The sequence below is a fragment of the Streptomyces sp. MST-110588 genome (assembly GCF_022695595.1).
Taxonomy (GTDB): domain Bacteria; phylum Actinomycetota; class Actinomycetes; order Streptomycetales; family Streptomycetaceae; genus Streptomyces.
In genome coordinates this window covers 3,157,804-3,183,557 of record NZ_CP074380.1, presented here as the reverse complement: position 1 = coordinate 3,183,557, position 25,754 = coordinate 3,157,804, and the positions used below count along the sequence as shown (strand labels likewise).

20 protein-coding genes and 1 pseudogene are annotated in these 25,754 nt (G+C 72.2%); 11 read left to right on the top strand and 10 right to left on the bottom strand.

Translation table 11 applies throughout. The annotated features are described in order from the left end of the window. Positions 1 to 260 precede the first annotated feature (260 nt). The gene (gene groL / locus KGS77_RS13800; protein WP_242581355.1) at positions 261 to 1,883 is read left to right on the top strand and encodes a chaperonin GroEL; all 1,623 of its coding nucleotides are present in this window, start codon (positions 261 to 263) and stop codon (positions 1,881 to 1,883) included. A 128-nt stretch (positions 1,884 to 2,011) separates the two neighbouring features. Here groL and KGS77_RS13795 read toward each other — a convergent pair whose 3' ends face one another. From KGS77_RS13795 to KGS77_RS13785, 3 genes are all read right to left on the bottom strand, one after another. Next, positions 2,012 to 3,553 carry a PTS transporter subunit EIIC gene (locus KGS77_RS13795; RefSeq protein ID WP_242581353.1) on the bottom strand — a complete coding sequence of 514 codons (1,542 nt, stop codon included), beginning with the start codon at positions 3,551 to 3,553 and terminating at the stop codon, positions 2,012 to 2,014. Positions 3,554 to 3,589: 36 nt separating this feature from the next. Next, complete coding sequence (gene murQ, locus KGS77_RS13790) at positions 3,590 to 4,531, bottom strand: N-acetylmuramic acid 6-phosphate etherase (RefSeq protein WP_242581350.1); 942 nt, start codon at positions 4,529 to 4,531, stop codon at positions 3,590 to 3,592. Positions 4,532 to 4,653: 122 nt separating this feature from the next. Further along, positions 4,654 to 5,607 carry a MurR/RpiR family transcriptional regulator gene (locus tag KGS77_RS13785; RefSeq protein ID WP_242581348.1) on the bottom strand — a complete coding sequence of 318 codons (954 nt, stop codon included), beginning with the start codon at positions 5,605 to 5,607 and terminating at the stop codon, positions 4,654 to 4,656. 179 nt (positions 5,608 to 5,786) lie between these two features. Between KGS77_RS13785 and KGS77_RS13780 the strand changes: the two genes are divergently transcribed. The 3 genes from KGS77_RS13780 (at position 5,787) to KGS77_RS13770 (ending at position 8,291) form a co-directional block, all read left to right on the top strand. Next, a complete protein-coding gene (locus KGS77_RS13780; RefSeq protein WP_242581345.1) occupies positions 5,787 to 6,149 on the top strand; it encodes a hypothetical protein in 363 nt (120 codons plus the stop codon). An 8-nt stretch (positions 6,150 to 6,157) separates the two neighbouring features. Continuing rightward, positions 6,158 to 6,451: a DUF4031 domain-containing protein gene (locus KGS77_RS13775; RefSeq protein WP_242581343.1), complete on the top strand. Its 294-nt coding sequence runs from the start codon at positions 6,158 to 6,160 to the stop codon at positions 6,449 to 6,451. 157 nt (positions 6,452 to 6,608) lie between these two features. Beyond that, a complete protein-coding gene (locus KGS77_RS13770; protein ID WP_242581341.1) occupies positions 6,609 to 8,291 on the top strand; it encodes a hypothetical protein in 1,683 nt (560 codons plus the stop codon). A gap of 89 nt (positions 8,292 to 8,380) precedes the next feature. Here KGS77_RS13770 and KGS77_RS13765 read toward each other — a convergent pair whose 3' ends face one another. Continuing rightward, a complete protein-coding gene (locus KGS77_RS13765; RefSeq protein ID WP_242581339.1) occupies positions 8,381 to 9,646 on the bottom strand; it encodes a Cmx/CmrA family chloramphenicol efflux MFS transporter in 1,266 nt (421 codons plus the stop codon). A gap of 181 nt (positions 9,647 to 9,827) precedes the next feature. Between KGS77_RS13765 and KGS77_RS13760 the strand changes: the two genes are divergently transcribed. Then, on the top strand, positions 9,828 to 10,310 hold the full coding sequence (locus tag KGS77_RS13760; protein ID WP_242581337.1) for a nuclear transport factor 2 family protein: 483 nt from the start codon (positions 9,828 to 9,830) through the stop codon (positions 10,308 to 10,310). A gap of 44 nt (positions 10,311 to 10,354) precedes the next feature. Here KGS77_RS13760 and KGS77_RS13755 read toward each other — a convergent pair whose 3' ends face one another. Continuing rightward, positions 10,355 to 11,029: a hypothetical protein gene (locus tag KGS77_RS13755; protein WP_242581334.1), complete on the bottom strand. Its 675-nt coding sequence runs from the start codon at positions 11,027 to 11,029 to the stop codon at positions 10,355 to 10,357. Positions 11,030 to 11,226: 197 nt separating this feature from the next. On the opposite strand from KGS77_RS13755, the gene KGS77_RS13750 reads away from it, so the two are divergent. Next, positions 11,227 to 11,937, top strand: a complete 711-nt coding sequence (locus KGS77_RS13750; protein WP_242581332.1) for a copper homeostasis protein CutC — start codon at positions 11,227 to 11,229, stop codon at positions 11,935 to 11,937. A gap of 56 nt (positions 11,938 to 11,993) precedes the next feature. Here the strand turns inward: KGS77_RS13750 and KGS77_RS13745 are convergent, their stop codons facing one another. After that, positions 11,994 to 13,301 carry an MFS transporter gene (locus KGS77_RS13745; protein WP_242581330.1) on the bottom strand — a complete coding sequence of 436 codons (1,308 nt, stop codon included), beginning with the start codon at positions 13,299 to 13,301 and terminating at the stop codon, positions 11,994 to 11,996. Between the two features lie 115 nt (positions 13,302 to 13,416). On the opposite strand from KGS77_RS13745, the gene KGS77_RS13740 reads away from it, so the two are divergent. After that, a complete protein-coding gene (locus KGS77_RS13740; protein WP_347404490.1) occupies positions 13,417 to 13,746 on the top strand; it encodes a transcriptional regulator in 330 nt (109 codons plus the stop codon). Positions 13,747 to 13,920: 174 nt separating this feature from the next. Here KGS77_RS13740 and KGS77_RS13735 read toward each other — a convergent pair whose 3' ends face one another. After that, positions 13,921 to 15,993, bottom strand: coding sequence for an AAA family ATPase (locus tag KGS77_RS13735; protein WP_242581328.1), 2,073 nt, complete (start codon positions 15,991 to 15,993; stop codon positions 13,921 to 13,923). Positions 15,994 to 16,494: 501 nt separating this feature from the next. On the opposite strand from KGS77_RS13735, the gene KGS77_RS13730 reads away from it, so the two are divergent. The 3 genes from KGS77_RS13730 (at position 16,495) to KGS77_RS13720 (ending at position 18,816) form a co-directional block, all read left to right on the top strand. Next, on the top strand, positions 16,495 to 16,713 hold the full coding sequence (locus KGS77_RS13730) for a hypothetical protein (RefSeq protein ID WP_242581326.1): 219 nt from the start codon (positions 16,495 to 16,497) through the stop codon (positions 16,711 to 16,713). Between the two features lie 375 nt (positions 16,714 to 17,088). Continuing rightward, positions 17,089 to 18,375 carry a glycosyltransferase 87 family protein gene (locus KGS77_RS13725; RefSeq protein ID WP_347404584.1) on the top strand — a complete coding sequence of 429 codons (1,287 nt, stop codon included), beginning with the start codon at positions 17,089 to 17,091 and terminating at the stop codon, positions 18,373 to 18,375. Positions 18,376 to 18,438: 63 nt separating this feature from the next. After that, on the top strand, positions 18,439 to 18,816 hold the full coding sequence (locus KGS77_RS13720) for a hypothetical protein (protein ID WP_242581324.1): 378 nt from the start codon (positions 18,439 to 18,441) through the stop codon (positions 18,814 to 18,816). 25 nt (positions 18,817 to 18,841) lie between these two features. Here KGS77_RS13720 and KGS77_RS13715 read toward each other — a convergent pair whose 3' ends face one another. Both KGS77_RS13715 and KGS77_RS13710 read right to left on the bottom strand, forming a co-directional pair. Then, positions 18,842 to 20,494: a DNA repair helicase XPB gene (locus KGS77_RS13715; protein ID WP_242581322.1), complete on the bottom strand. Its 1,653-nt coding sequence runs from the start codon at positions 20,492 to 20,494 to the stop codon at positions 18,842 to 18,844. Positions 20,495 to 20,613: 119 nt separating this feature from the next. Next, the gene (locus tag KGS77_RS13710) at positions 20,614 to 21,132 is read right to left on the bottom strand and encodes a helix-turn-helix domain-containing protein (protein WP_242581320.1); all 519 of its coding nucleotides are present in this window, start codon (positions 21,130 to 21,132) and stop codon (positions 20,614 to 20,616) included. Positions 21,133 to 21,268: 136 nt separating this feature from the next. On the opposite strand from KGS77_RS13710, the gene KGS77_RS13705 reads away from it, so the two are divergent. Continuing rightward, a complete protein-coding gene (locus KGS77_RS13705; protein WP_242581319.1) occupies positions 21,269 to 22,966 on the top strand; it encodes an MFS transporter in 1,698 nt (565 codons plus the stop codon). Between the two features lie 7 nt (positions 22,967 to 22,973). Here KGS77_RS13705 and KGS77_RS13700 read toward each other — a convergent pair. Continuing rightward, positions 22,974 to 25,615: pseudogene (locus KGS77_RS13700) on the bottom strand (helicase-associated domain-containing protein). Positions 25,616 to 25,754 lie beyond the last annotated feature (139 nt).

Sequence of the window (25,754 nt, the reverse complement as noted above, 5' to 3'; positions counted from 1 at the left end):
CGTACGCACTTCTGGCCGGACCGTCGCCCCGTGGAGTGTGAAGCCGCTTGCACTCAAGGGGGCCGAGTGCTAATCATTGGCGTTAGCACTCTCCGACTGAGAGTGCTGATGAGGACCGGGTCGGTGAGGTCCGCAGGCCGGTGGAGCAAGGAACCACCGGCAGGCAGACCGTCCGTCGCGGGCGCCAGCACGGTCCGGAGTATCCACCCTCCCCCAGACGCAGTCCGGGGGGACCCCCAGTCCTGGGAGGACCACTTCACATGGCCAAGATCATCGCGTTCGACGAGGAGGCACGGCGCGGTCTCGAGCGCGGGATGAACCAGCTCGCCGACGCCGTCAAGGTCACTCTCGGCCCCAAGGGCCGCAACGTCGTCCTCGAGAAGAAGTGGGGCGCCCCCACGATCACCAACGATGGTGTGTCCATCGCCAAGGAGATCGAGCTTGAGGACCCGTACGAGAAGATCGGCGCCGAGCTGGTCAAGGAGGTCGCGAAGAAGACGGACGACGTCGCCGGTGACGGCACGACGACCGCGACCGTCCTGGCCCAGGCGCTGGTCCGGGAGGGCCTGCGCAACGTAGCCGCCGGCGCCAACCCGATGGCCCTCAAGCGCGGCATCGAGAAGGCCGTCGAGGCCGTCTCCGCCGCCCTGCTGGAGCAGGCCAAGGACGTGGAGACCAAGGAGCAGATCGCCTCCACCGCCTCCATCTCCGCCGCCGACACCCAGATCGGCGAGCTGATCGCCGAGGCGATGGACAAGGTCGGCAAGGAAGGCGTCATCACCGTCGAGGAGTCCCAGACCTTCGGTCTGGAGCTGGAGCTCACCGAGGGTATGCGCTTCGACAAGGGCTACATCTCGGCGTACTTCGCCACCGACATGGAGCGTATGGAGGCGTCCCTGGACGACCCGTACATCCTGATCGTCAACTCCAAGATCTCCTCGGTCAAGGACCTGCTCCCGCTGCTGGAGAAGGTCATGCAGTCCGGCAAGCCGCTGCTGATCATCGCCGAGGACGTCGAGGGCGAAGCCCTGTCGACCCTGGTCGTCAACAAGATCCGTGGCACCTTCAAGTCCGTCGCCGTCAAGGCCCCGGGCTTCGGTGACCGCCGCAAGGCCATGCTCGGCGACATCGCCATCCTCACCGGTGGCACCGTCATCTCCGAGGAGGTCGGCCTCAAGCTGGAGAACGCCGGTCTGGACCTGCTGGGCCGCGCCCGCAAGGTCGTCATCACCAAGGACGAGACCACCATCGTCGACGGTGCCGGTGACAGCGAGCAGGTTCAGGGCCGGGTCAACCAGATCCGCGCCGAGATCGAGAACTCCGACTCGGACTACGACCGCGAGAAGCTCCAGGAGCGTCTGGCGAAGCTGGCCGGCGGCGTGGCCGTCATCAAGGCCGGCGCCGCCACCGAGGTGGAGCTCAAGGAGCGCAAGCACCGCATCGAGGACGCCGTCCGCAACGCGAAGGCGGCCGTCGAGGAGGGCATCGTCGCCGGTGGTGGCGTGGCCCTGCTGCAGGCCTCCCAGGTCTTCGAGAAGCTGGAGCTGGACGGCGACGAGGCGACCGGTGCCGCCGCTGTGAAGCTGGCCCTGGAGGCCCCGCTGAAGCAGATCGCCACGAACGCGGGCCTTGAGGGCGGCGTCATCGTGGAGAAGGTGCGCAACCTGACCCCGGGTCACGGCCTGAACGCCGCGACCGGCGAGTACGTCGACCTGGTCGCCGAGGGCATCATCGACCCGGCCAAGGTCACCCGCTCCGCGCTGCAGAACGCCGCCTCCATCGCGGCGCTCTTCCTCACCACCGAGGCCGTCATCGCCGACAAGCCGGAGAAGGCCGCTGCGGCTGCTCCGGGCGGCATGCCGGGCGGTGACATGGACTTCTGATCGACCGTCTGGTTGATCAACCGTCCTGAAAGCCGGGGCGGCACCCTCCTCCCAGGGGGTGCCGCCCCGGCGGCGTTCCCGGGGTGTCCCCGGGGTGCCCCCGGTGGGGAATGCCGGCCAACTCGGGGTCAGGCCGGGGTGGTCGTGGTCGGCCGTATGGCGTGGTCTTCGCACGGAGCGTCGGCGGGCCCGTGCGGTGGGGCGTTCAGCTCGGCCAGTCCTCGTTTGCCGAAGCCGAAGAAGTACGTGGCCAGGAAGCCCGCGGCATAGCCGACGGCCAGGCCGAGGGCATAGACGGTGACCGTGGTGCCCAGTCCTCGGTTGCCCTTCAGGAGCGGGAAGAGGGCCCAGCCGGAGGGGCCGATGGCGGTGGTGCCCACCGCCTCACCGAGCTGGTGGCACAGGCCGATGAACCCGCCGCCGAACGCCCCGCCGACGCAGGCGGTGACGAACGGGCGGCCGAGGGGGAGCGAGACGCCGTAGATCAGGGGCTCGCCGATGCCCAGGAAGCCTGCGGGCAGGGCGGACCTGATGGTCCGGCGGATCGACTCGTTGCGCGGTAGGCGCAGGTGGACGGCCACCGCCGCGCCCACCTGGCCCGCGCCGGCCATGGCGAGGACCGGCAGCAGGACCGTGTAGCCCTGCTGCTCGATGAGGGTGGTGTGGATCGGGATCAGGGCCTGGTGGAGACCCAGCACGACCAGTGGGAGGAAGAGCCCGCCCAGGACGAAGCCCGCGCCCGCGCCGCCGTCGGTGAGCAGCCGGCCGGTGAACGTGCCGATGGCGGAAGAGACCTCACCGGCCAGGAACATCAGTCCGAAGACCGTGACCAGCCCGGAGACCAGGATGGTCAGGGTGGGGGTGAGCAGGACGTCCAGGGACCCGGGCACCCGCTTGCGGCACCACTTCTCGACCCGTACCGCCAGCAGCGCGGCGCCCAGCGCGCCCAGCACGCCGCCCTGCCCGGGGGAGAGCCGCTGCCCGAAGGCGGTGATGTCCGCGACGCCCGCGTGGACGACGATCGCGGCCACCGCACCGCCCAGTACGGGCGTACCGCCGAACTCCTTGGCCGTGTTGTAGCCGACGAAGACGGCGATCAGCGACATGAAGCCGGAGGCGATGGCGGCCAGCGCCGGGGTGAGCGAGGACAGCAGGCCGAGGTTGCTGAGCAGGCCGTTGAGGCCCGCCACGATGCCGCAGCCGATGAGAGCCGGGATCAGCGGCACGAAGATGTTCGCGATCCTGCGGAGGAGGAGCTTGACCGGGGTGGCGTTACGGGCCGTACGGAGGGCCTTGAGATCGGCTCCCCGAGCGGCGAGTTCCTCACCGGAGGGGGAGGGGGATGGAGAGGCGGATGGGGGAGGGGAGGAGCCGGACGGGGTGGCTGACGTGACGGGGGGTGCGGTGGTGCGGGCCTCGGTCAGCAGTCGCTCGAATTCGGGCGCGACCCGGGCGACCGTGCCCGGCCCCAGCACGAGCTGGTACGTGTCGTCCTCGACGACCCCTATGACGGCGGGCAGCGCTTTCAGTGCCTCGTCCCGTACCCGGGAGCGGTCCGCGATGCCCAGGCGGAGCCGGGTCATGCAGTGGGCGACGGAGGTGACGTTCGGGGCGCCGCCGACCAGGGGGAGGATCGCGGCGGCGGTGGCGCGGTAACTCTCTTCGGACATGTGCGCTGCCTCGCTGTGCGTGGGGTGCGGTCGCCGTCAGCCGGTGTGGGCGGCCTGGAGGGCGGCGCGCAGATGGCCCCGGGCATCGTCGAGCAGCCGGGCCGCCGTCGGCCCGTCGACCCCGCCGAGGAGGGTGAGGACGGCGTTCTTCACCTCCCCGCCGGTGGCGGCGAGCGCCGCCTCGATCTCCGCGTCGTCCGCGCCGGTGGCCAGCGCGACGATGCGGCGCGAGCGGGCCCGCAGCTTCTCGTTGGAGGCCCGTACGTCCACCATCAGATTCCCGTACGTCTTGCCCAGCCGGATCATGGTGATCGTCGAGAGCATGTTCAGTACGAGTTTCTGTGCCGTGCCCGCCTTCAGGCGGGTGGAGCCGGTCAGTAGCTCGGGGCCCACGACGACTTCGATGCCGTGGTCCGCGGCGGCGGCCAGCGCCGAGTCCGCGTTGCAGGAGAGGCCGACGGTCAGGGCGCCACAGCCGTTCCGGGCGTGTTCGACGGCGCCGACGGCGTACGGGGTACGGCCGGAGGCGGAGATGCCGACCACCGTGTCGTCGGCAGTCAGGCCGATCGCGTCCAGGTCGGCGGCGGCCATCTCCTTGCTGTCCTCGGCGCCCTCCACCGCCGTGACCATGGCGGTGGGGCCGCCCGCGATCAGGCCGAGCACCTCGGAGGGGTCGGTGTTGAAGGTGGGCGGGCACTCGCTGGCGTCCAGTACGCCCAGCCGGCCGGCCGTGCCCGCCCCCGCGTAGACCAGCCGGCCGCCGCGGGACATCCGTTCGGCGATGCCGTCGATGGCGGCGGCGATCTGCGGAAGGCACTCGGCGACGGCGGCGGGGACCGTGGCGTCCTCGCCGTTCATCGTGCGGGCGATCTCCAGGGTCGGGAGCCGGTCGATGTCGGCCAGCTCGGGCCGGAACGCCTCGGTGGTCAGGGTGTCCAACTGGGCCCGCAGCCGGGCGTGGTCGGTGGTGGAAGTCATGGTCGTGGCGGCTCTCTCCGTGCTCGTGCGACTGCGGGTACGGGATGCGGGACGGCGGGTGCGAGGTACGGGGTACGGGGTACGGGGTACGGGATGCGAGGTACGGGACGTAGGGCGGGCGGTCAGCGGGTGCCCCGGATGGCATGAGAGGCGTGGCGGTGTGCCAGGGCTTCGTAGGAGGCGGACAGGGCGGGCGCGGCGGTCTCGTACGTCCGCTGCGCGACCCCCACGAACAGGCAGTCCACGACCAGCAGTTGACTGGTCCGGGAGGACATCGCGGCGGGCCGCAGCTCGCTCTCCCGGGCGGTGGAGGTGGCCAGGACGTGGTCGGCGTACGAGGCGATCCCGCCGTCCGGCCGGCCGGTGATGGCGATGGTCGTGGCGCCGTGGTCGAAGGCCACCCGCAGCGGCTCTATGACATCGGTCGTTCGGCCCGAGTGGGTGATGGCTATGGCCACGTCCCCGGCCCGCATCTGCACCGCGTTGGTCACCGCCAGGTGCGGATCGGAGTGGGCGTGCGCGATCAGGCCGATGCGCAGCAGCTTCTGGACCAGGTCCTGGCCGACGAGGTTGGAGGCCCCTATGCCGTACACATCGATACGCCGGGCGGTGGCGAGCGCGGTGACGGCCGACTCCAACTGCGCGATGTCCAGCCCGGCCGCGGTGTCGGCCAGGCACTGCCGCTCCTCCTGCGCCAGCTTGGCGACCACGTCCGTGAGGGAGTCGTCGACTGCTATGTCGGCCGTGACGGCGGGCGCGGCCCCGGCGGCCTGCTGGGCGGCGAGGGCGGCCAGCGCGAGCCGCAGATCGCGGTAGCCGGGGTAGCCGAGCAGTCGCGAGGTACGCACGACCGTGGCCTCGCTGGTGCCCGTCCGCTCCGCCAGTCCGGTGACGGTCAGGGCGGCGCAGCCTGCCGGGTCGCCGGCGACCGCCTCGGCGACCCGCTGCATCGAGCGCGTCATGGTCGGGCCGAGCGTACGGACCTTGGCGGCCAGCGCGGCGGGCGCGGGCGGGCTGTGGTCCGGGCGGGACTCGGCACCGCCGATGCTGAAAGTTTCCTTCAGAGTGTTACTCACAGTTGAAAAATAATTTCAGCGCGTGAGCCCCGTCAATACTCCTTTCGGGGCAACCGGCACTCGGGGCGCTCGGAACGCTCGCGGCACTCAGGGCAGAGGGAAATCCGGAGCACGGGGGGCGGAAGTGGCGGTTTTCGGCCGACGAGGTGAGCGTCGCCGACAGGCGGGACAATGGGCCCATGGAGCTTGAACAGGCACTGCACGCCGCCCGGGCCCTGGTGCTCGCCGATCTCATGGCGGACGAGGTCGCCGACGCCGGCATCGTCTCGCTGGTCGAGGACGCGGTCGCGCACCGGCGGTGGTGGGTGGAACAGTGGCCTGACGGGGCGGAATTCGTGGCCGGGCTGATCGCCCAGGACGTCCAGGACGCACTGCTGGAGCGGTACGGCCGCTGGCCGCTGTGCCCGGTGTGCACGGAGGGCGGTGACCCGCACGCCCTCGACGTGGAGCCGGAGCTGGGTCCCGACCCGCGCTGGGTCTGCCCGAAGACGTCGGTGGCGGTCGCCAAGGTCGGCGCCCTCGGAGCGCCCTCGGGAGGCTGAGCGCCGGAATGACGGTCTACATCGACCCGCCGACCTGGCCGGGCCACGGCCGTATGTGGTCCCACCTGGTCAGCGACGTCTCCTTCGAGGAACTGCACGCCTTCGCCGCCCGCATAGGCGCGCCACCGCGGGCCTTCGAACGGGACCACTACGACCTGCCGGCGGAACGGTACGCCGACGCCGTACGGGCCGGGGCCGTCGAGGTCGGCAGCAAGGAACTGGTCCGCCGCCTGACCGCGTCCGGCCTCCGCCGTCCCAAACACCGCCCCCCGTCAGGCGCGCCAGGCCACCGCGGTCACTGAGATCATCACAGCCGCCGCAGCCACCACAGCCACTGAAGTCGCCACAACCACCGACCCCACCGTCACCACCACAGCAGCACAGCAGCACAACCCCTGAGCCACCTTCCGAGTCGTACGTCGTATGAACAGACGTTGCAAGGCTGATTGGGCGCGGCGCGTGTCGGCGGCCGGCGCCGCACTGGCCCTGGCCGGTGGCGGGCTCGTGGTGGCGGCCGGTGGAACGGCGTCGGCGGCCCCGGGGAACCCGGCGGACGGCGACGGCGTACGGCTGTTGGTGATGCACGCGCCCACGTCGTACTACCTTCCGCTGCCCGGGGACGGCCAGCGGGTACCGGACTTCTCCATCGCCCTCGCGGCGGGCGGTTCCCACCAGGGCGAGGAGAAGAAGGTCAAGGGCGTCAAGGCGCGGTTCGACCTCTCCTCGCTCAAGGGCAAGGCCGAGGTGCAGCCCACGGAGAAGTGTTCCTGGGGGAAGGGCGGTGCCGCCTCTTTGGAGGTGATGTGCCCGCTCGGCGACTTCTACCAGCGCACCGAGTTCGCGCCGTTCGTCCTGCGCCCCGCGGCCAAGGCCGCGGCCGGTGACGAGGGCACCGTGAAGATGACCCTCACCAGCTCGAACGCGGCGACGGTCGAGCACTCCACCCGTGTGGTGATGGGCGCGCTCAAGCTCTCCGTACGGCCGGAGAAGGCGCGCGAGCAGCTTCCCCCGGGAGCGAAGGTGCCGCTGTCGCCGGCGTTCGTGAACAAGAGCGCCGTCCCGGTACGCGAGGGTGTGACGCTGTCCGTCTACACGGATTCCGGCGTCTTCGCCGCCCGGCACAGCAACTGCCGCTACAACAAGGCCACCGGGCCCACCCATGCCGAATGCGACTTCCCCGGCCCGCTGAAGCCGGGTGCCGCCTTCGAGGTCGACGACCCGTTCGTGGCGACGCTGCACAAGGCCACGATGTCCGGGCACATCGGTTACAGCGTGCGTCCGCTGGGGAACCAGCCCGAGTACGGCGGTCTGCCCGAATCCGCCCCGCGTGGGGAGGGCCCGGCGCTGGGCCTGAAGGCCGTGCGGGACAGCGGCTTCAGCGAGAACGCAGCCGCGGAACTGCACCTGCGTACGACGCAGACGGCCGACTGGCGGGCGGTCGGGTTCACCATCAAGGGCAAGGTCGGCCAGGTGGTGCAGGTAAAGATGCCCTTCCCGCAGAACCACGGGCCCGGCGACGAGGACGTCCGTATGGGCCCGATGCGGGTGACCCTGCCGGAGGGCGTCAGTGTGGTGCCGCTGGACGAGAACGACCAGGAAGAGGCGCTGTACTGCACGCCTGACAAGACCGCCGGCGGAAAGGCGCGGAAGGCCCAGGAGGTGCAGAAAAAGGCGCAGAAAGCCGTCTGCCCCTATGGGCCGGACGGTTTCGGCACCATCCTCCAGGCCCGCATCGACAAGCGCGTCGCCGGCGCCCGGGGCACCGTCACCGCCCCGACCGATCCGGCCGGTGACCCGCAGCAGGAGAACAACACCGCGCCCGTCCTGGTGAAGTACACCGGCGGTAACGGGAAGGGGAGCGGGGGCCGGAAGCCCACGCCGTCGGACGACGACAAGTCCACCGGCGGGGGTGCTGATTCCGGTTCTGCTGCGGGTTCCGGCGGAGAGGGCGGTGCCGCCGCCGGTGGTTCGGGCTCCGGAGGCACGGACGGCACCGGTACGGACACCGCCGGCGCGCTGGCCGGTACGGGGGCCGCGGGTATCGCCCCGATAGCCGGTGGCGCCGCCGCTTCGCTGATCGGCGGCACGTCCCTGGTGGTGGCGACGCGCCGCCGCCGTACCACCCGCGCGACCGCGCACTGAGCGCACCAAGCGCACTGAGGGACGCGACAAGAAGCCGAGGGCCCGACGGTGTTCGTCGGGCCCTCGGCGCGATCGGCGCGTCACACGAGTTAGGCGTCCGCCCTGACGCGGTCGGGGTCCGGCGCGGCGGCCGAGGCCGTGGCCGAGGCCGAGGAGGCCACCACCCGGGACCCGGCACCCGTACGCTGCAGCCGGAAGGCGATCACCGTGGTGAGGACGGCCGCCGCCGCCAGCCCCGCGGCCGTCCAGGCGACGGCCGGGTAGCCCCAGCCCGCGCTGATGACCAGGCCCCCGAGCCAGGGGCCGAGCGTGTTGCCCAGGTTGAAGGCGGAGGTGGTGGTCGCACCGGCCAGGGTCGGCGCGGCCGTCGCCACATTGAACATCCGGGCGTTGAGCGCGGGCGCGGTGGCGAACGCCGTGACGCCGAGCAGCAGCGCCAGCGCGATGGCGGCGACCGGGCTGTGCGCGGTCAGCGCCAGGGCGGCCAGGACGACCGTGGAGGCGCCGATGCCGCCGAAGATCATGCCGAACAGGTTCGCGTCCGCCTTGCGGCCACCTATGTACGTACCGATCAGCGCGCCGACACCGAAGAGGGCGAGCACGGTCGGCACCCAGCTCTCGTCCAGCCCGGCGGTGTCCGTCAGCAGCGGCGAGAGGTAGGAGAACAGCGCGAAGACCGCGCCACCGTTCAGGGCGGTCGCGACCAGCGCCAGCCACACCTGCTTGTCCCGGTAGATGCTCAGCTCGCGGCGCAACTGCGGCCGGTCCTCACCGGTCGGTACGGCCGTACGCGGCACCAGCGCGGCCACGCCGGCCAGACCGACGGCCGCGAGGGCGGCCACGGCCCAGAAGGCCGCGCGCCAGCCCGCGTGCTGTCCCAGCAGCGCGCCGGCCGGCACGCCCGCGATGTTCGCGATGCTCAGTCCGCCGACCATGACGGCCATCGCGCGGGCGCGCGCGGTGACGGGCACCAGGGACACCGCGACCGCCGCGCCGACGGCCCAGAAGCCCGCGCAGGCCAGCGCGCTCACGACCCGCGAGGCGAACAGCACGCCGTACGTGGGGGCCAGCGCGCCCGCGATCTGCCCGGCGCCGAACACGGCGAGCAGTGCGATCAGGGTCGTACGGCGGGGCAGCCGCAGCGTCGCCGCGGCGAGTACGGGAGCGCCGACCACCATGCCGACCGCGAAAGCCGAAACCAGCAGACCGGCCTGGGGGATGGAGACGCCCATGTCCCGGGCCAGGGGTTGCAGGATCCCGGACAGCATGAATTCGCTGGTTCCCAGAGCGAATACGGAAAGGCCGAGAACGTAGACGGCCAGGGGCATGCGGGCACGTTCGGAATGGTCAGGCATGTTCCACATGAACACTCCGTACAGCGGGGGCATTCCCGTTCGCGAGGACGGTGATCGGCTGTGGCCCGCTGGTACGGCTGCTGAATAATTTTGTACCCAGCGATCCATAACGCTGCTAGCTTGATCTCCGACGGGTGGTCCACCGCGGCGCCGCCGCTCGAACGTATGGGGAGAGGTCAGCATGGCTGGAACGAACGAGACGTCCGGGCGGGCAGGGACGACAGGGGCGCCCGGGCAGGCAGGGGCGTCCGGGACGACGGCGAAGGCCCGGACGACGCGCGAGGTCGTGGACGCGTACATGAGCGCGCTGGCCAACGGCGCGATCGAAGAGGCCGTGGGCCTGTTCGCGGAGACGGTGGACTGGTGCATCCCGGGGGACCTGAACATTCCCTGGATCGGCCCGCTGACGTCCCGCGCCCAGGTCGCCAAGTTCTTCGAGATCCACCCGATCTACCTGGACAGCGAGGAATTCGTCGCCGAGCGCGTGCTGACCGACGGCGCGGACGCGGTCCTGCTGGGCCGCCTCAGGAGCCGCCTGAAGACCAACGACGCGCTGATGAAGAGCTGGTTCGTGATCCATCTGACGGTGCGCGACGGGGAGATCGTCCGCTACCGCCTCTACGAGGACAGCCTGGCCATCTCCCGCGCCTGGTCCGCCCCCTGACCTGACAGTCCGGCGCCGCCGCCCGGCTCAAGCCGCCGCCCGGCTCAACCGGTCAGCAGATCCAGTTCGGTGGCCAGGTTGCGCCGAGCGGTGTGCTCCCACTGCTCGTACCCCACAGGCGTCCTGAACAGGCGCTCAAGGGCGAGCAGTTGCCGCAGCACCGCGGCGCGCCCTTCCCGGAAGTCCGCGTCGGGCACGAATCCGTACTCCTCGCGTACGGCCGCCGCATAGGCCGCGTACCGCTCGGGCGAGCCGGCCAGCACGGCGAGGTCCGCGTCGCACAGCACCTCGCCGTTGCGGTCCCCGGGCGCCGGGTCATGGGTGGCGGTAAGGCGTACCAGCCGGGCGACCTCGGCCGTCTGGGCGTCGGAGGCGCCGAGTTCGGGCAGCGCGCGCTCGGCGAGGGCCGCGCTGCGCTCCTCGTTCTCCGAGCGGTCGGGCCGGTAGACGGCGTCGTGGAACCAGGCGGCGAGGCGAACGACGTTCAAGTCGTCTGCGTGCTCGGCCAGTTCGTCGATGCGGTCCAGTGCGGCGGTCAGGTGCTCGGTGGTGTGGTAGCGGCGCTGCGGCTCGGCCCAGCGGGCGAGCAGGTTGTCCGCGTACGGCGCCGGGTCGGGACCGTCCGGCCCGCGTACGCCGATCACGGCCAGGGCCCAGCGCTGCCGCAGATCGGGGGCGGGGCCGGCAGACAGGTGATCCGCACGGGACACGGGGCTCATAGGGCCCATTGTGCACGGCGTACGGCCGGGGTGTGCGCCGTACCGGAGTGCGGGAGCGACGGGGCGGTGCCGCGCGGAAAAGCCCGCGTCAAAGGGCGCTTTTCGGTCGGGTACCGACCGTCACCCCCTTCCGCGGCGCACCACCCCTTACGCTGGTTATTGGACTAGACCTGTCGCCGTCGAAGGAAAGAGGTCACATGAGCAAGCGCGCACTCCTGGAGGTGATCGCGCTCCACGCCCAGGACGCGGTCGCCGCCCAGGCCGGGGGAGCGGACCGTCTCGAACTGGTCTCCGACATCGCGGCCGACGGGCTCTCGCCGTCGCTCGCGACCTTCGCGGAGGTCAGGGCGGCCGTCGACCTCCCGCTGCGGGTGATGCTGCGCTCCTGCGCGGGCTTCGCCGCGGGCGACGTGGAGGCCCTGTGCGCGACGGCGGCGGCGCTGCGGGCGGAGGGAGCCGAGGAGTTCGTCCTGGGCTTCCTGGATGCCCAGGGCCGCCCGGACCTCGCGGCCGTACGGGCGCTGACCGAGGTGATCGACGGCTGCCCGTGGACCTTCCACCGCGCCATCGACCAGTCCGCCGACCGTGACGCGCTGCGCAAGGAACTGGTGGGCGTGCCCGGCCTGGACACCTATCTGACGGCCGGATCGGCGCAGGGTGTCCAGGACGGTCTGCCGACCCTGCTCGCCGAGCACGCCGCCGCGACGGCGGGCGAGCCGGGATACGAGCCGCGCATGCTGGTCGGCGGCGGCCTCGGGCTGGAGCATGTGCCCGTCCTGCGCGCGGCGGGCGTCGACGCCTTCCACATCGGGGGTGCGGCCCGGCCGTCCGGCTGGACCGCCCCGGTGGACGCCTCGGCCGTACGGGCGTGGCGCGTGGCCCTGGACGGTGAGGTGGCCGCCGCATAACGCGCAAGGGGCGCGGGTGGCCGCGGCCGTATGAGGGGCAGTGGATCGCGGGCGCTTCAGGAAACGGCCGGGGCCCGCTCCGTCTCCTTGGACGCCCCCGGTGCGGCGGTTGCTGTGGTTGCGGCGGTGCCCGCCGTGCCCCCGTCCGGGCCGCGTACGGCGCTCCCCGCACCCGTACCCGTACTCGCACCCGTACTCCCGCTCCCCGCCGCCACCGTGCCCGCCTTCGCGCCTTCGCGCGTCGTCACGGCGATCAGGGCGAAGGCCAGCACGTCCAGGACCGTGGAGACGAGCGGGAACCACCGGTCGCCGAGCGTGGTCACGGCGAGGCTGCCGACGCCGCCGGCCGCGGCCATGCCCAGGTAGAGGGCGCTGCTGTTGAGGGACATCAGCAGCGGTGCGTTGCGCGGGTCCAGGGACGCCAGCCGGTGCGGCAGGGCGACGGACAGGGCCCAGCCGGCGAGCGGCGCGGCCACGGCGTAGACCAGGGCGCCGGGCATGGTCTGCCCCAGCCAGGGCAGGGCGAGGAAGCAGAGCGAGGCGCCCGCGCTGCCGGCCAGCAGCACGGCCCGCGCGCCGAGCCGGTCCACGGCCCGGCCGCCCAGCCAGCTTCCCGCCACCGACCCCAGCCCGGTCGCCAGCATGATCACGCTGAGCCGGCCGGCGTCGCCGCCGGTCGCGGGGGCCACCGCCGTACCGAGGTAGATGTACACGGAGTTGAAGGCCAGCAGGCACAGGAACGTGGTGGCGGTACCGGCCACCACGCGGCGGTCGCGCAGCGGCGCGATCCGTTCGCGCAGGCCGGGTCCGCCGGCCGGGGCCGGCAGGCCGTGCATCAGCAGGGCCAGACCGATCAGGGCCACCAGGCCGAGGCCGGAGACGAGCCACATGGTCAGCCGCCAGTCGGTGCGGCCTATGTACGTACCGAGCGGGACGCCCAGGGCGGTGGCGACGGTCATCCCGCCCATGACGGTGGCCAGCGCGCGGCCCCGCCGTTCGGGCGGCACGATCGCGGTGGCCACGGCGTTGGCGGTGGGGGTGTAGAGGGCGGCGCCGGCCGCGGCCAGGACACGGCTGATCAGCAGGGCCGTGTAGTTGGGGGCGAGGGCGGTGAGCACGTTGGCGGCGGTGAAGACCGTCAGTGCGGTGAGCAGTACGGGCCGGCGCCGCCGGCGGGCGGTCAGCGCGGCCAGCGGCGGCGCCAGGACGGCGTAGGCCAGGCCGAAGACGGTGACCATCTGGCCGGCCGCGGCGACGGAGACGTCCAGGTCGCGGGCGACGAGGCCGAGGATTCCGGCCGTGACCATGATGTCGGTGCCCATGGCGAAGGTGCCGAGAGCGAGCAGGAGCAAGCGGAGACGCACGGGTGTCCTTCCCGGTACGAACACGGTCCGAGGACGGGTAAGTTTGATGTGCGTCAAACGATAACGATTGTTGGATGACTGTCAAACAGTTTTGTTCGGGGGAGAGAAGCAGGAGGTGGTCGAGGTGACCGAGGAATGGCTGCCGCAGCCGGACGCGCAGGACATCGAGCTGGTGAAGGTGCTGCACGCGCTCGGCGACCCGACGCGGCTGCATCTGCTGCGGATCTACGCGACCGGTGCGGAGTTCGACTGCACCTTGAAGGGACTCGGCGTCGAGCACCTGCACAAGTCGACCGTCTCCCACCACATGCGCCTCATGCGCGAGGCCGGACTCACCTCGACGCGGGTGGCCGGACGCAAGCGCTACGTACGGCTGCGCCGCGAGGACCTCGACGCCCGCTTCCCCGGGCTCCTGGACGCCTTGCTGGAGAAGACGGATTCCTGACGCGGAACGCCCGGGGAACGGGGACCGTCCCCGATCGAGGAACGGGGATCGCACCCGCTCAGGGAACAGGGACCGCCCCGAGAGTTCCAGGAGCCACCCAGGTACCCCGGTACCGCGGTCCCTCAACTCCCGCAACTCCCGCCAAGAAGGCGGCCCCTCGGCCCCGCAGCCCTCTTACGGCCGCGCCAGCCGCTCCGGCAGCTCCGCCGCGTGCACGATCGTCAGACCGGAGACGGCCCGGGTCAGGCACACGTACAGCCGCCGCAGGCCCGTACGCTCGTCGGGTTCGCCGTCGACGATCGCGGCGGGCTCGTCCAGCACCACGTGGTCGTACTCCAGGCCCTTGGCGAGCGTGGCGGGCACCAGCGTCAGCCGGGAGGCGGCCGAGGTCTCCTCGCCCGGCGCCAGACACGTGAGCCCGGCCGCCTCCAGCTCCGCCCGCAGTGCCGGAATCCGGGCGTCGGCCGCGATCAGACCGACCGATCCCTCCTTGGTCAGCGCCGCGCGGCAGGCGGCGAGCACGGCCGCGTCCAGGGTGTCCACCGGGACCGTACGGATCTCGAAGTCACCCGCGGACTCGCGGATGGAGGTGGCCTCGGACAGGTCCGGGGCGATGGCCGGCAGCAGCCGGGAGGCGTACGCGATGACCTCGCGCGGCACGCGGAAGCCCTGCGTCAGCTCCTCGACGGCCGAACCCGGCTTTCCCATATGGGCCAGTGCCTCCTCCCAGGTGTCCGTCGCCCATGGGGTCGTGCCCTGGGCGATGTCCCCGAGGACCGTCGCCGAGCCCGTCGTACAGCGCCGGCCGACCGCGCGGTACTGCATCGGTGAGAGGTCCTGTGCCTCGTCCAGCACCACATGACCAAGAGAAGGCGTGCGAGTGATCAGATCCGTTGCCTCATCGATCAGAACCGCGTCCGCAGCCGACCACTTGGCGCTCTTCACACTCCGGGGCGGCTTTTCCCACAGGATCGCCTTCTGCTCCTCGGGCGTGAGCACTCCCTCGGCGTGCTCGGCCAGGAACGCGGCGTCGCCCAGCAGCCGCAGCACCAGCTTGGCCGGGTCGACGGGCGGCCAGTGCGCCTTGACGACGGCCTTGACCGCGGGGTTACGGGCCACCGCGTCCTGCACCCGGTCGTCCGGGGCCTCGCCCGCCTGCTCCATCCGTACCAGGACGGCGTGCGCGATCCGCTGGGGCAGGGCCTCCCGGGCCGCGCCGTAACGGATGCCGCGGTCCAGCAACTCCTGGATGATCTCCTGGATCTCGTACGCGGGGACCCGCCAGCGACGGGAGCCGCGGACCACGACACAGGGCTCCTGCGGCAGCGAGACGTGCGAGTACAGCGCCCGCCGCAGCACCGTCGCCAGCCGCGCGTCGCCCTTGACGGTCGCGGCGGCGGCGCCGTCCGTGCCGCGCACCTCGACGTGGGCCACGAGATCGTCGACCGTGGCCTGCCCGACCTCCAGCTCGCCGAGCGCCGGGAGGACCTGCTCGATGTAGTGGAGGAAGGAGCGGTTCGGGCCGATGACCAGGGTTCCGGAGCGGGCCAGCCGCTCGCGGTGCGCGTACAGGAGGTAGGCGACCCGGTGCAGGCCCACCGCCGTCTTCCCCGTGCCGGGCGCTCCCTGGACGCAGACCGTGCCGCCGATCCCGGCGCGTACGATCTCGTCCTGCTCGGGCTGGATCGTGGCGACGATGTCCCGCATCGGTCCCACGCGCGGACGCTCGATCTCCGACTGGAGCAGCTTGCTGGTCCGCTCGGCCTCCGCCGGGTCGGTCAGGTGCTCGTCCTCGTACGCGGTCAGCCGGCCGCCCGTGTAGCCGAAGCGGCGGCGCAGGCGCAGGCCCATCGGGTCCTTCTTGGAGGCCCGGTAGAACGGCTGGGAGACCGGTGCGCGCCAGTCGATGACCATCGGGTCGCCGTCGGCGTCGTGGACGTGCCGGCGGCCGATGTAGAAGTTCTCGCCCTCGGCCCCCTCGGACAGGTCGGTGCCGGGGGCGTGGAGGTAGTCCAGGCGGCCGAAGAAGAGGGGCGTGTCGGCCAGGTCGGCGAGAGCCGCGATCCGGGCGTCGATCTCTCCCTGGAGGACTTCGGCGTTGACCCAGTTGGCGGTGACGTCGGCGATGTTCAGGGACTCGGCGTCCGCGCGCATGGCCCGCAGGGCGGCCCGCGAGGCGGCGAGGTGGGCGCGTTCGCGCTCCAAGGGGTCGTTGGCGTCGGTGTGTTCGGGAGCGTGCGAGGGCACGGTGTTGCCTCCGGCGGTGCGGTGGCGCGCATATGGAACGGGCGTGCGCGCGAGTGCGTTTCGGGTACGGATGCAGGTACGGGTACGGCGGGTACGTATGGGTACTGCGAGTGGTGCGAGCTGCGGCGCAGGGGCGCGCGGGGCGCGTACTGCGCGGGTCCGGCCGGTTTCCGTGCGGTCGGTGGCACTCCTGGGCGGGAGGCGGCAGACCGGCGATTGTAGCCAGCGGGTTTTTCCGGCGCCAACGTATTTCTGCGGCGGGCGGGCGGGCGGGCATGTGGCCGTGGGCCCGCGGCCGTGGCCTCGTGCCCGTGGTCCTGCGGCCGTGGTCCGCAGCCATGGTTCCCTGCCCGCCCGCCGGGAGCGATCCCGTAAGGGGCGCCGACGTCCCACCGTCCATCTCCCGTAGGGGTTACCGGGGACCGGAGTCTGACTTCCGGCGTACGCGGGATAAACCCGTGGGCCGATGTGCGGCCCCCGCCGGAAAACCATGATGGAGACATGAGCACCGCGACCTTCACCCCAGGCCCCGCCCACACGTCCGCCCACACGCCGCAGGGCACCACCGCCACCGGACCCGGCACCGCCGCCCGCGACACCGACGAGAACCGCCATGTGATCGGCAACGTCCTGCGCGCGGTCAAGGTCTTCGCCGCTGCCGCCATCGGCGTCGTACTCCTCGGCGAGTACGCGGAAGAGCCCCGCACCCACGCCGCCTGACCCACCCCAGGCCCACCGGCGGCACCGACCAGCACTGCCCCCCGGGCCCGCTGCCCTTCGGACCGCCGGCATCCGCGTACCGTCACCACTCCCGTACCGCCATCACCCCCGAGCCGCCGACACTCCGCGCCAAAAAAGGCCTGAGCGACCACCAACCGACATCCAGACGACCTGAAAAGGCGTTCGAACAGTCGTCTTCGTTCCACTAGCGTCACCGCGTACACACTGCGCGCGCCCGGCGACTCGCGCGCGCCCGGCGACGAGGAGGATCGACGGGTGTCTGCCGCCGACGGGACACGACCGCGACCGCGGGCGTGGATCCGGCGCGGCACACGCCACCGCCGCGAGGTACGCCAACTAATTGCGGCGGCCCTGCTGCTCGCCCTGTCACTCACCGCCTTCGCGGTGGTCTGCCGGCTCGTACCGCTGCCGATGGCCGACATCGTGGTCTACCGCGCCGAGGGCGTGGCAGCCGCCACCGGCGGCGACCTGTACGGCTTCACCGTCACCAAGTGGCACCTCCCCGCCACCTACCCGCCCTTCGCGGCGCTCGTCTTCCTCCCCACGACCTGGCTCACGGTCGGCGCCCTCAAAGCAGCCTCCGTCGTCGCCAACACAGCGCTGCTTGCCCTGCTGATCCACCTCTCCTACAAGGTCGCGCACCACAGACCGGGACGGCCCGGCCCACGTACGGGATCACCACGCCAGGCCCGGACGCAGCGGATACCCCGGACGCCCCGGACGCCCCGGACGCTGTCCATGGTGCTCGCCGCCACCGCCCTCGGCCTGTGGCTGGAACCCGTCTTCCAGACCTTCGCCTTCGGGCAGGTCAACCTCGCGCTGGCATGTCTGGTCCTGTGGGACTTCTCCCGGCCCGACGGTGCCCGCTTCAAGGGCCTGGCGATCGGCATCGCGGCCGGCATCAAGCTCACCCCCGCCCTCTTCGCCGTCTACCTCCTGATCACCGGCCGAATACGGGCCGCCTTCACGGCGCTCGCCGGTTTCCTCCTCTCCGTGTTGCTCGGCCTGCTCGTCCTGCCGGACGCCAGCGTGGAGTTCTGGACCCGCCGGATGTTCGAGACCGGGCGGATCGGCAAGGTGTGGATCGTCGACAACCAGTCCCTTCAAGGGGCGCTGGCCCGCCTCCTGCACACCCCCGCGCCCGGCGCCGTCTGGCCGGCCGTGGCCCTGCTCACCGCCGTCGCGGGCCTGATCGTGGCCCGCGAGGTCCACCGGCGGCGCGGCCTGGACTCCTGGGGCCTGCTCTGCACGGCCGTCACCGCCGTGCTCGTCTCGCCCATCAGTTGGTCCCACCACTGGGTGTGGTGCGTACCGCTGCTGGTGACGCTCGGCGCGTACACCCGGCGCGTACGGTGGCGGCGCGCGCTCCTGGTGGCCGTGGCCGTCGCCTTCACCGCACGCTCCATGTGGATCCTGCCGCACCTCGGCTTCCGGGCCCTGCACCTGCCCTGGTGGCAGCAGCCGCTCGCCTCCCCGTACGTGGTGCTGGGGCCGGCGGTGCTGGCGGCGGTGGCCTGGTGGACCTGGCGCCGCCCGGTCCGGACGGTACGGCCGGCCACCTCGCCCGCACGGCGGGTCCCGGAATCCGCGGTGCCCCGCCCCGTACCCCGTCCCCGCCCGGACCACGAGCTGAGTACGTGATCACGCGGCGTCTGAGTACCCGCCACCATGACCGCCCCGCCCCGCGCCGCCCACACTTCCCCCATGACCGACTCCACCATGACCGACTCCACCATGACCGGCTCCGCAGCTTCCGCCCCTCCCGGCCCCGACCCCAACCCCAGCCCTTTCGCGCTCTCCACAAAAGCCGTCCGCGTCTTCGCCGGAATCGGCCTCCTGTTCCTCCTCTTCGCCTGCGGGATCTTCATCATCGTCGTTCTGCACCAGTCGTACAGCGGCGGAGCGTCCCGGGCGCTGATCGAGCAGGGCCAATGGGCCATGAGCCTGTCCTTCTTCGCGGGACTCATAGGGCTCTGCCTGCCGGAAGTCTGCCTGAGCCACCGCGCGCGGGTCGTGGCCGTATGGAGCGAGTACGGTCTGGCACTGGCCGGCCCGATCCTGGCCGCCGGCGACTTCTCCTGAGCCCCGCCAGAACCAGCCCCCTCCCTCAGACGTCCTCGCCCGCCGTCAGCAGCTCGTCCGCGTCCACGATCCGGTACGCGTACCCCTGCTCGGCCAGGAAGCGCTGGCGGTGCGCCGCGAAGTCCTGGTCGATGGTGTCGCGGGCGACGACCGAGTAGAAGCGCGCCTCGTGCCCGTCCGCCTTGGGACGCAGCACCCGGCCCAGCCGCTGCGCCTCCTCCTGCCGCGAACCGAAGGTGCCGGACACCTGGATCGCCACCGTCGCCTCGGGCAGGTCGATCGAGAAGTTGGCGACCTTGGAGACGACCAGGACGGAGATCTCCCCCTGCCGGAAGGCGTCGAAGAGCTTCTCGCGCTGCGCGTTGGTGGTCTCGCCCTTGATCACCGGAGCGTCCAGGTGTTCGCCCAGTTCGTCGAGCTGGTCGATGTACTGCCCGATGACCAGCGTCTGCTCGCCCTCGTGCTTACGGACCAGCGCCTCGGTCACCCGCTGCTTGCTGGCCGTCGTCGCGCAGAACCGGTACTTCTCCTCGGCCTCGGCCGTCGCGTACGCCAGCCGCTCGCTTTCGGTCAGGTTGACCCGTACCTCCACACAGTCCGCGGGCGCGATGTAGCCCTGCGCCTCGATCTCCTTCCAGGGCGCGTCGAACCGCTTCGGGCCGATGAGCGAGAAGACGTCGGACTCCCGGCCGTCCTCCCGTACGAGCGTCGCCGTCAGCCCCAGCCTGCGGCGCGCCTGGAGGTCCGCGGTGAACTTGAAGACCGGCGCGGGCAGCAGGTGCACCTCGTCGTACACCACCAGGCCCCAGTCGCGGGAGTCGAACAGCTCCAGGTGCGGGTAGACGCCCTTCCGCTTGGTCGTCAGCACCTGGTACGTGGCGATGGTGACCGGCCGGATCTCCTTCCTCGTACCGCTGTACTCGCCGATCTCGTCCTCGGTCAGCGAGGTCCGCCTGACCAGCTCGTGCTTCCACTGCCGCGCGGAGACGGTATTGGTGACCAGGATCAGCGTCGTCGCCTTGGCCTGCGCCATCGCACCCGCGCCGACCAGCGTCTTCCCGGCGCCGCACGGCAGTACGACCACCCCCGACCCGCCGTGCCAGAAGCCCTCGACGGCCTGCTGCTGGTACGGCCGCAGCGCCCAGCCGTCCTCCGCCAGCTCGATCGGGTGCGCCTCGCCGTCCACGTAACCGGCCAGGTCCTCGGCCGGCCAGCCCAGCTTGAGCAGCGTCTGCTTGATCTGCCCGCGCTCGGAGGGGTGCACCACGACCGTGTCCGGGTCCAGCCGCGCCCCCACCAGCGGCTGTACCTTCTTGGACCGCAGCACCTCCTCCAGGACCGGCCGGTCCGTGGAGGTCAGCACCAGACCGTGCGCGGGGTGCTTGGTGAGGGTCAGCCGCCCGTACCGCGCCATCGTCTCCGCGATGTCCACCAGCAGCGCGTGCGGTACGGGATACCGCGAGAACTCCACCAGCGCGTCCACGACCTGCTCGGCGTCGTGCCCGGCGGCCCGCGCGTTCCACAGCCCCAGCGGCGTCACCCGGTAGGTGTGGATGTGCTCGGGCGCCCGCTCCAGCTCCGCGAACGGCGCGATCGCCCGGCGGCACGCGTCCGCCTGCTCGTGATCCACCTCCAGCAGCAGCGTCTTGTCGCTCTGGACAATGAGAGGTCCGTTCACGCGCCTCGCCCTTTCCGCTCAACGATCGGCCGGCACGGCCAAACCTCCAGTGTGCCGCATCGGCGCGAAGGGCCGAGGTGTGACGGAGGGCTGCCAGGGAGGAGAGGGCGTCCGGCCGGTCAGACGTCCTGGCGCCGGGCCGGATTTTCGTCCTGGGCTTCCAGGTGGGTGAGCTGGGTGGCCATGGTGGCGCAGAGATCGGTCAGGAGTGCTGTGAGCTGCTCCAGGAGTTCGGACGGGTAGCGGGACAGGGTGGCGTCCACTCGGACGGCGAGCGGGCCGAAGAACTCATCGGCGCGTTCCTGGGTGTGGGGGCCGCTGCGGAGGGTGACGACGCGACGGTCGGCGTTCTCGCGGGTGCGGATGACGTGGCCGGCCCGTTCCAGGCGGTTCAGGAGGGCGGTCGTGGCGCCCGAGGACAGGGAGATGCGCTCGCTGAGGCGGGCCGGGGAGAGCGGGGTGCCCCGTTCCTCGGCGTTGGTGATCTCCACCAGCGCCGCCGCGTCCGTGGGGTGGAGGCCCAGCCAGGCGGCGAAGCGGCGGCTGAACTCCCTGTGCTGGCCGCCGTAGGCCCGCAGCCCTTCCAGCAGCCGCTCGCGCTCCGCCGCGACATCGCGGGGCGTCGATTCCTGCGCCAAGGCCCGCACCTTCTCTCTCGTGATCCCTCTCGTGCCGTCGTCCGGACCGCGGCATCGCGGCATCGCGGCTTCTTTGACAACTTACCGGGCCCGTGTTTACCTTCACCGTCAAATTACTTCACGGTGGAGGTATGTGATGCGTGATCCTTCCCCCCGACGCCGGTGGCTCGGGCTGATAGCCATTGCCCTGGGCGTGGCGCTGATCGTGGTGGACACCACGATCGTCAACGTGATCGTCCCCTCGGTCATCGAGGACCTGGGCGCCAACTCCGCGCAGGCGCAATGGATCCAGGAGTCGTACGCCATCGTCTTCGCGGCGCTGCTCCTGCTGACCGGGCGGCTGGCCGACATCCTCGGTGCCCGCCGGGTCTTCGTCGTGGGCGTCGTGGTCTTCGGCGCCACCAGTGTCCTGGCCGGCCTCGCGCCCGACAGCGGTCTGCTGATCGTGGCCCGCTTCCTGCAGGGCGTGGGCGCGGCCATGCTGCTGCCGACGTCGCTGGCGCTGCTGAACGCCACCTTCACCGGCAGGGCGCGCGGTCAGGCGTTCGCCGTATGGGGATCGACCATCGGTGCCGCCGCGGCCCTCGGCCCGCTGCTGGGCGGCTGGCTCGCCGAACACGTCTCCTGGCGCTGGGCGTTCGGCATCAACGTGCCTCTGAGCGCGCTGGTCGCGGCGGGGGTGCTGCTGTACATGGCGCCTTCGCCGCGCCGCGAGGGGCGCGTGGACGTGGCCGGGGCGGTGCTGTCCGTCCTGGGGCTGGGCCTGCTCGCCTTCGGTCTCGTCGAAGGGCGTACGTATGGATGGGTGGTCGGTGTCCGCGCGCTGGATGTCGCGGGGTTCACTTGGGACGGCGGGCCGTCGCCCGTGCTGGTCGCCCTGGTACTGGCGGCCGTCGCGCTGGCCGTGTTCGTCCGCCGTCAGTCGGTGCTCGGCCGCGGCGCCGACCCGACGCGGGTGCTGATGGACGTACGCCTGTTCCGCATCGCCTCCTTCCGTAACGGCAACATCGCCACCCTGATCATCGGCATCGGCGAGTTCGGCATCGTCGCGGTCCTCCCGCTGTGGCTCCAGTTCACCCTCGGCTACAGCGCCCTGCAGGCCGGTCTGGCCCTGGTTCCCGTGGCAATCGGCAGCTTCGTCGCCACCGGCGCCGGCTTCGGCATGGCAGCCAAGGTCACGGCGCTCGTTCAGGTCCGCATCGGCCTGGCACTGGAGGTCGCGGGCCTGGCCGGAACCGGGCTGATCGCCGCCCCGGACAGCTCCTGGTGGACCGTCTCCCTCATGCTCTTTGTGTACGGCACCGGCGTGGGCTTCGCCACCGCCCAGGTCACCAACGTCGTTCTCAACGACATCCCCGCACACAGCGCGGGCCAGGCTTCCGGCACCCAGAGCGCTGTGCGGCAGTTGGGCTCCGCGCTCGGGATCGCCGCCTTGACCACGGTCTTCTTCACGACCCTGGACAGCAGGCTGCAGAGCCGTCTTTCCGACGCCGGTCTGCCGGCGGAGCAGAGCGACCGGTTCGCGGGCGCCGTCACCGACAGCGCGGGGGCCGCCATCGAGGCGCTCGCGAGCCGTCCGCGAACCGTCCCCGTCGCGGAGGCGGCGCGTTCCGCGATGACCGACGGGGTCGCGCTCGGTGGTTATGTCGCGGCGGGATTCGTGGTGCTGGGGCTGATTGCTTCGTTCCTTGTTCCGGCGGGCCGGAGTGGTGGGACGGGGCCGGCCAGCGGTGCCGCCTCTCCCTCCACTTCCCCGGCGGATACGCAGGAGGAAGTGGTGCCGGTGCTTCCGAGAAGCGGGCAGCGGGCAGCGGGCGACGGGCAGGAGGTGTAGGAGCGGGTCAGGAGGCGGATTCGTCGGCCAGTTCGGCCACGCCGGTGATGCGGTGGAGAGGGAAGGTGCGGACCTCGTCGGCGGTGTGGTCGTAGGCGGTGACGAAGCCGCCCTCGACGCGGACCGGTGCGATCACGCGCTGGCTGGCGGCACCGTCGGCGTTGACGTAGCCGATCCAGACGGCGGTGCTGGTCAGTACGGCCGCCTGCATGGTCGCCAGGGTCTCGGCGGAGGTGGTACGCGGCAGGCCGCCGGGGGAGGTGGCGGGGGCGGGGGTGCCGGCCGGGGTGGTGGTTGTGGTTGCGGGGGAGGCGCCGGGGGTTGGTTTGCGGGTGGCGGTCGCTGCCAGGTCTCCGGCGCGGATGGCCCGTACGGCTGCCTCCAGGAGAGCGGGCTCCGGGGTGGGCGGGCCCTCGGGGACGGGGGTGGGGGCCGTACGGGGCGGGGTGCGGTAGGTGTCGGGGCGGGCGATGAGGACGTCGCCTTCCGCGGACTCGGCGGCAGGCGCGTACCCCATGGCCCGCAGCACCTCCAGCAACTGGTCCGGCGGTACCTGCGAGGCCAGCACGGTCGGCGCCAGGCGGCGCAGCCGCAGCACGATCGCCCGGCGGTCGGCCAGGATCTCCGAGAGCAGCGCCTCGTCGTCGCAGCGTACGTAGGCCGCCGCCGCGCCCACCCGGAGCCGGCCGTGCCGGCGTGCCACGTCGTCGATGAGGTAGGCGAGCGGCTGCGGGACCGGCGTACGGGAGTGGGCGGCCAGGAAGGAGCGCAGCTCGGCGGCGGACCGGCCGGCGTCCAGGGCGCGGCGTACGGAGGCGGGGGTGAAGCGGTAGACGGTCGCGCCGCCCTTGGACTCGACGTCGGCGAGTTCGCCGAGCGCCTCGGCGAGCGGGCGGTGCAGCGGGCCCGGGGCGACGGCGGTCAGGTCGGCCTGGAGCAGTACGTGGTCCAGCGGCTCGGGGAGGAGCGGGGCGAGGAGGGAGGCAGCGTGGGCTGCGGCGGTGGTGGCCTCGGTGGGGGTGGGCGGGAGCGGTTGGGTGGTGGGGGTGGCGTCGGGGCCGGTGTTCGTGGTGGGGGCCGTGGGGGGCGGGGTCGGGGGGAGTGCCAGTAGGGCGCGGGCATAGGAGGACAGGGCGCCGCGGCCTGTGACGCCGATCAACTCGGCCTCGGTCAGGGCCCATTGGGCGATCCGGGTGCGGAGGTCTTCGGGGGCGGGGCAAGGGGAGGGGGAGGTCTGGGTGCCGTTGGTGCTGGGGAGCCGGGCGGTGCCGGTGCCGGCGTGGGGGCGGGGGCCGGGGCCGCGCCGCGCAGGGGGCGTTCCCAGCGCAGGCGGGCCAGTACCGCTTCGGCCGGTACGGACGTACCCGGCGGCAGCGTCGCGAGCAGCGTCAGCGCGCGGCGGCGGATCTCGGGCGCCGCGGAGCGGTCCAGGTTGGGACCCAGCGCGGACAGCGTCCGCCCCTTCGCGTCCGCCGTGCCGACCAGGCCCGCCGTGCGGGTCGCGGTCAGCCACGCGGCGGCCAGCCGCGCCCACCGGGCCTCGGCGGGCAACTGGAGCCAGTCCTCGGCGGCCGGGGTCGGCGCGTACCGCTCGTCCGCCTCGCCGTCGGACGCCACCAGCCCCGCCGCGTAAGCCAGTTCGAGCCAGAAGGCGGCGAGCGGCTCGGTGGTGTCCAGCGCGGTCGCCGTCCGCTTCAGGTCACGTACGCTCAGCCCGCCGGCCCGCAGTACGGGCGGGCCGCCCAGGTCCCACTCCTTGAGCAGCTCCTCGACGGTGGCCAGCGCCGTGAACGCCTGGCCCGCGGCGACGCCGTCCACGAGGTGGGGAGCCCGCTCGGTGGCGGGCGCGAGGGCGGGCGGCAGCGGCTCGGGTACGCGGTGGGCCCGCCCGCCGCGCAGATGCAGCGCCACCTCGCGGGGCAGGACGACGTTGCGCGCCCCGGCGGGCAGCAGCAGGCCCCGGTCCAGCAGCCACTGGAGGTGGGCGGCGGGCCGGTCGGTGACCGCGCCGTACGGCGGCCCCCACAGCAGCCTCTCCAGGACGGCACGGGCCTCGGGCGGCGCGCCGTCCAGCAGCGCCGCCATGCGCTCACGGTCCTCGAACAGCTCCGTCAGAGCGGCTACCGCGGTCACCGGATCGTGGGTCGGCGGCAGTCCGGCGGCGGCGATGAGCTCCTGGAGGCGGCCGGGGGACATGCCGGACGTCGCCTCGGTGACGGAGGGGCCCAGGCCGGTGGGGGAGGGGTGCGCGGGACCGGGACTGAGCAGCTCACGCGCCGTACGGACCAGCCGGAGCCGGTCGTGGGCGCCCCACACCAGGGCCTGCGCCCGCAGCGTGCGCACGGCCCTGGGCAGCTCGGCGGCCACCGTCTCCTCGCCCGCGTCGCCCTGCATGAGCGCGGCGAGCGTGTCGTACGGGCACGGGTCGGGCGCGACCGCCAGCGCCTCGGCGGTCTGCAGCGCGAAACGGTCGAGGCGTTCGACGGCCCGGACGACGGAGGCGCGGGTGCCGGCGCGGGTGGCCAACTGCGTGAGGTCGCCGGGAACCGGGTTGAGCAGATCCGGCCGGGCCCGCAGCAGGTCGGCGAGCCCGCTGTCGGGACGGGTGCGGAGCTCTTCGGCGAGCGTGCGGGGCGGCGTATCACTCATCCGCTTTACGTTACCGGCCCACGGCTTTCCGTCCGTGACGGCGCGGCGTTTTCGCCTGTGGCGGTGGTGGCGCTTGTGGGCGGCGGTTCGTTGGTGGGTGGTTGTTGTGTGTGGCGCGATGCCTGCGGCGCGACCTTGT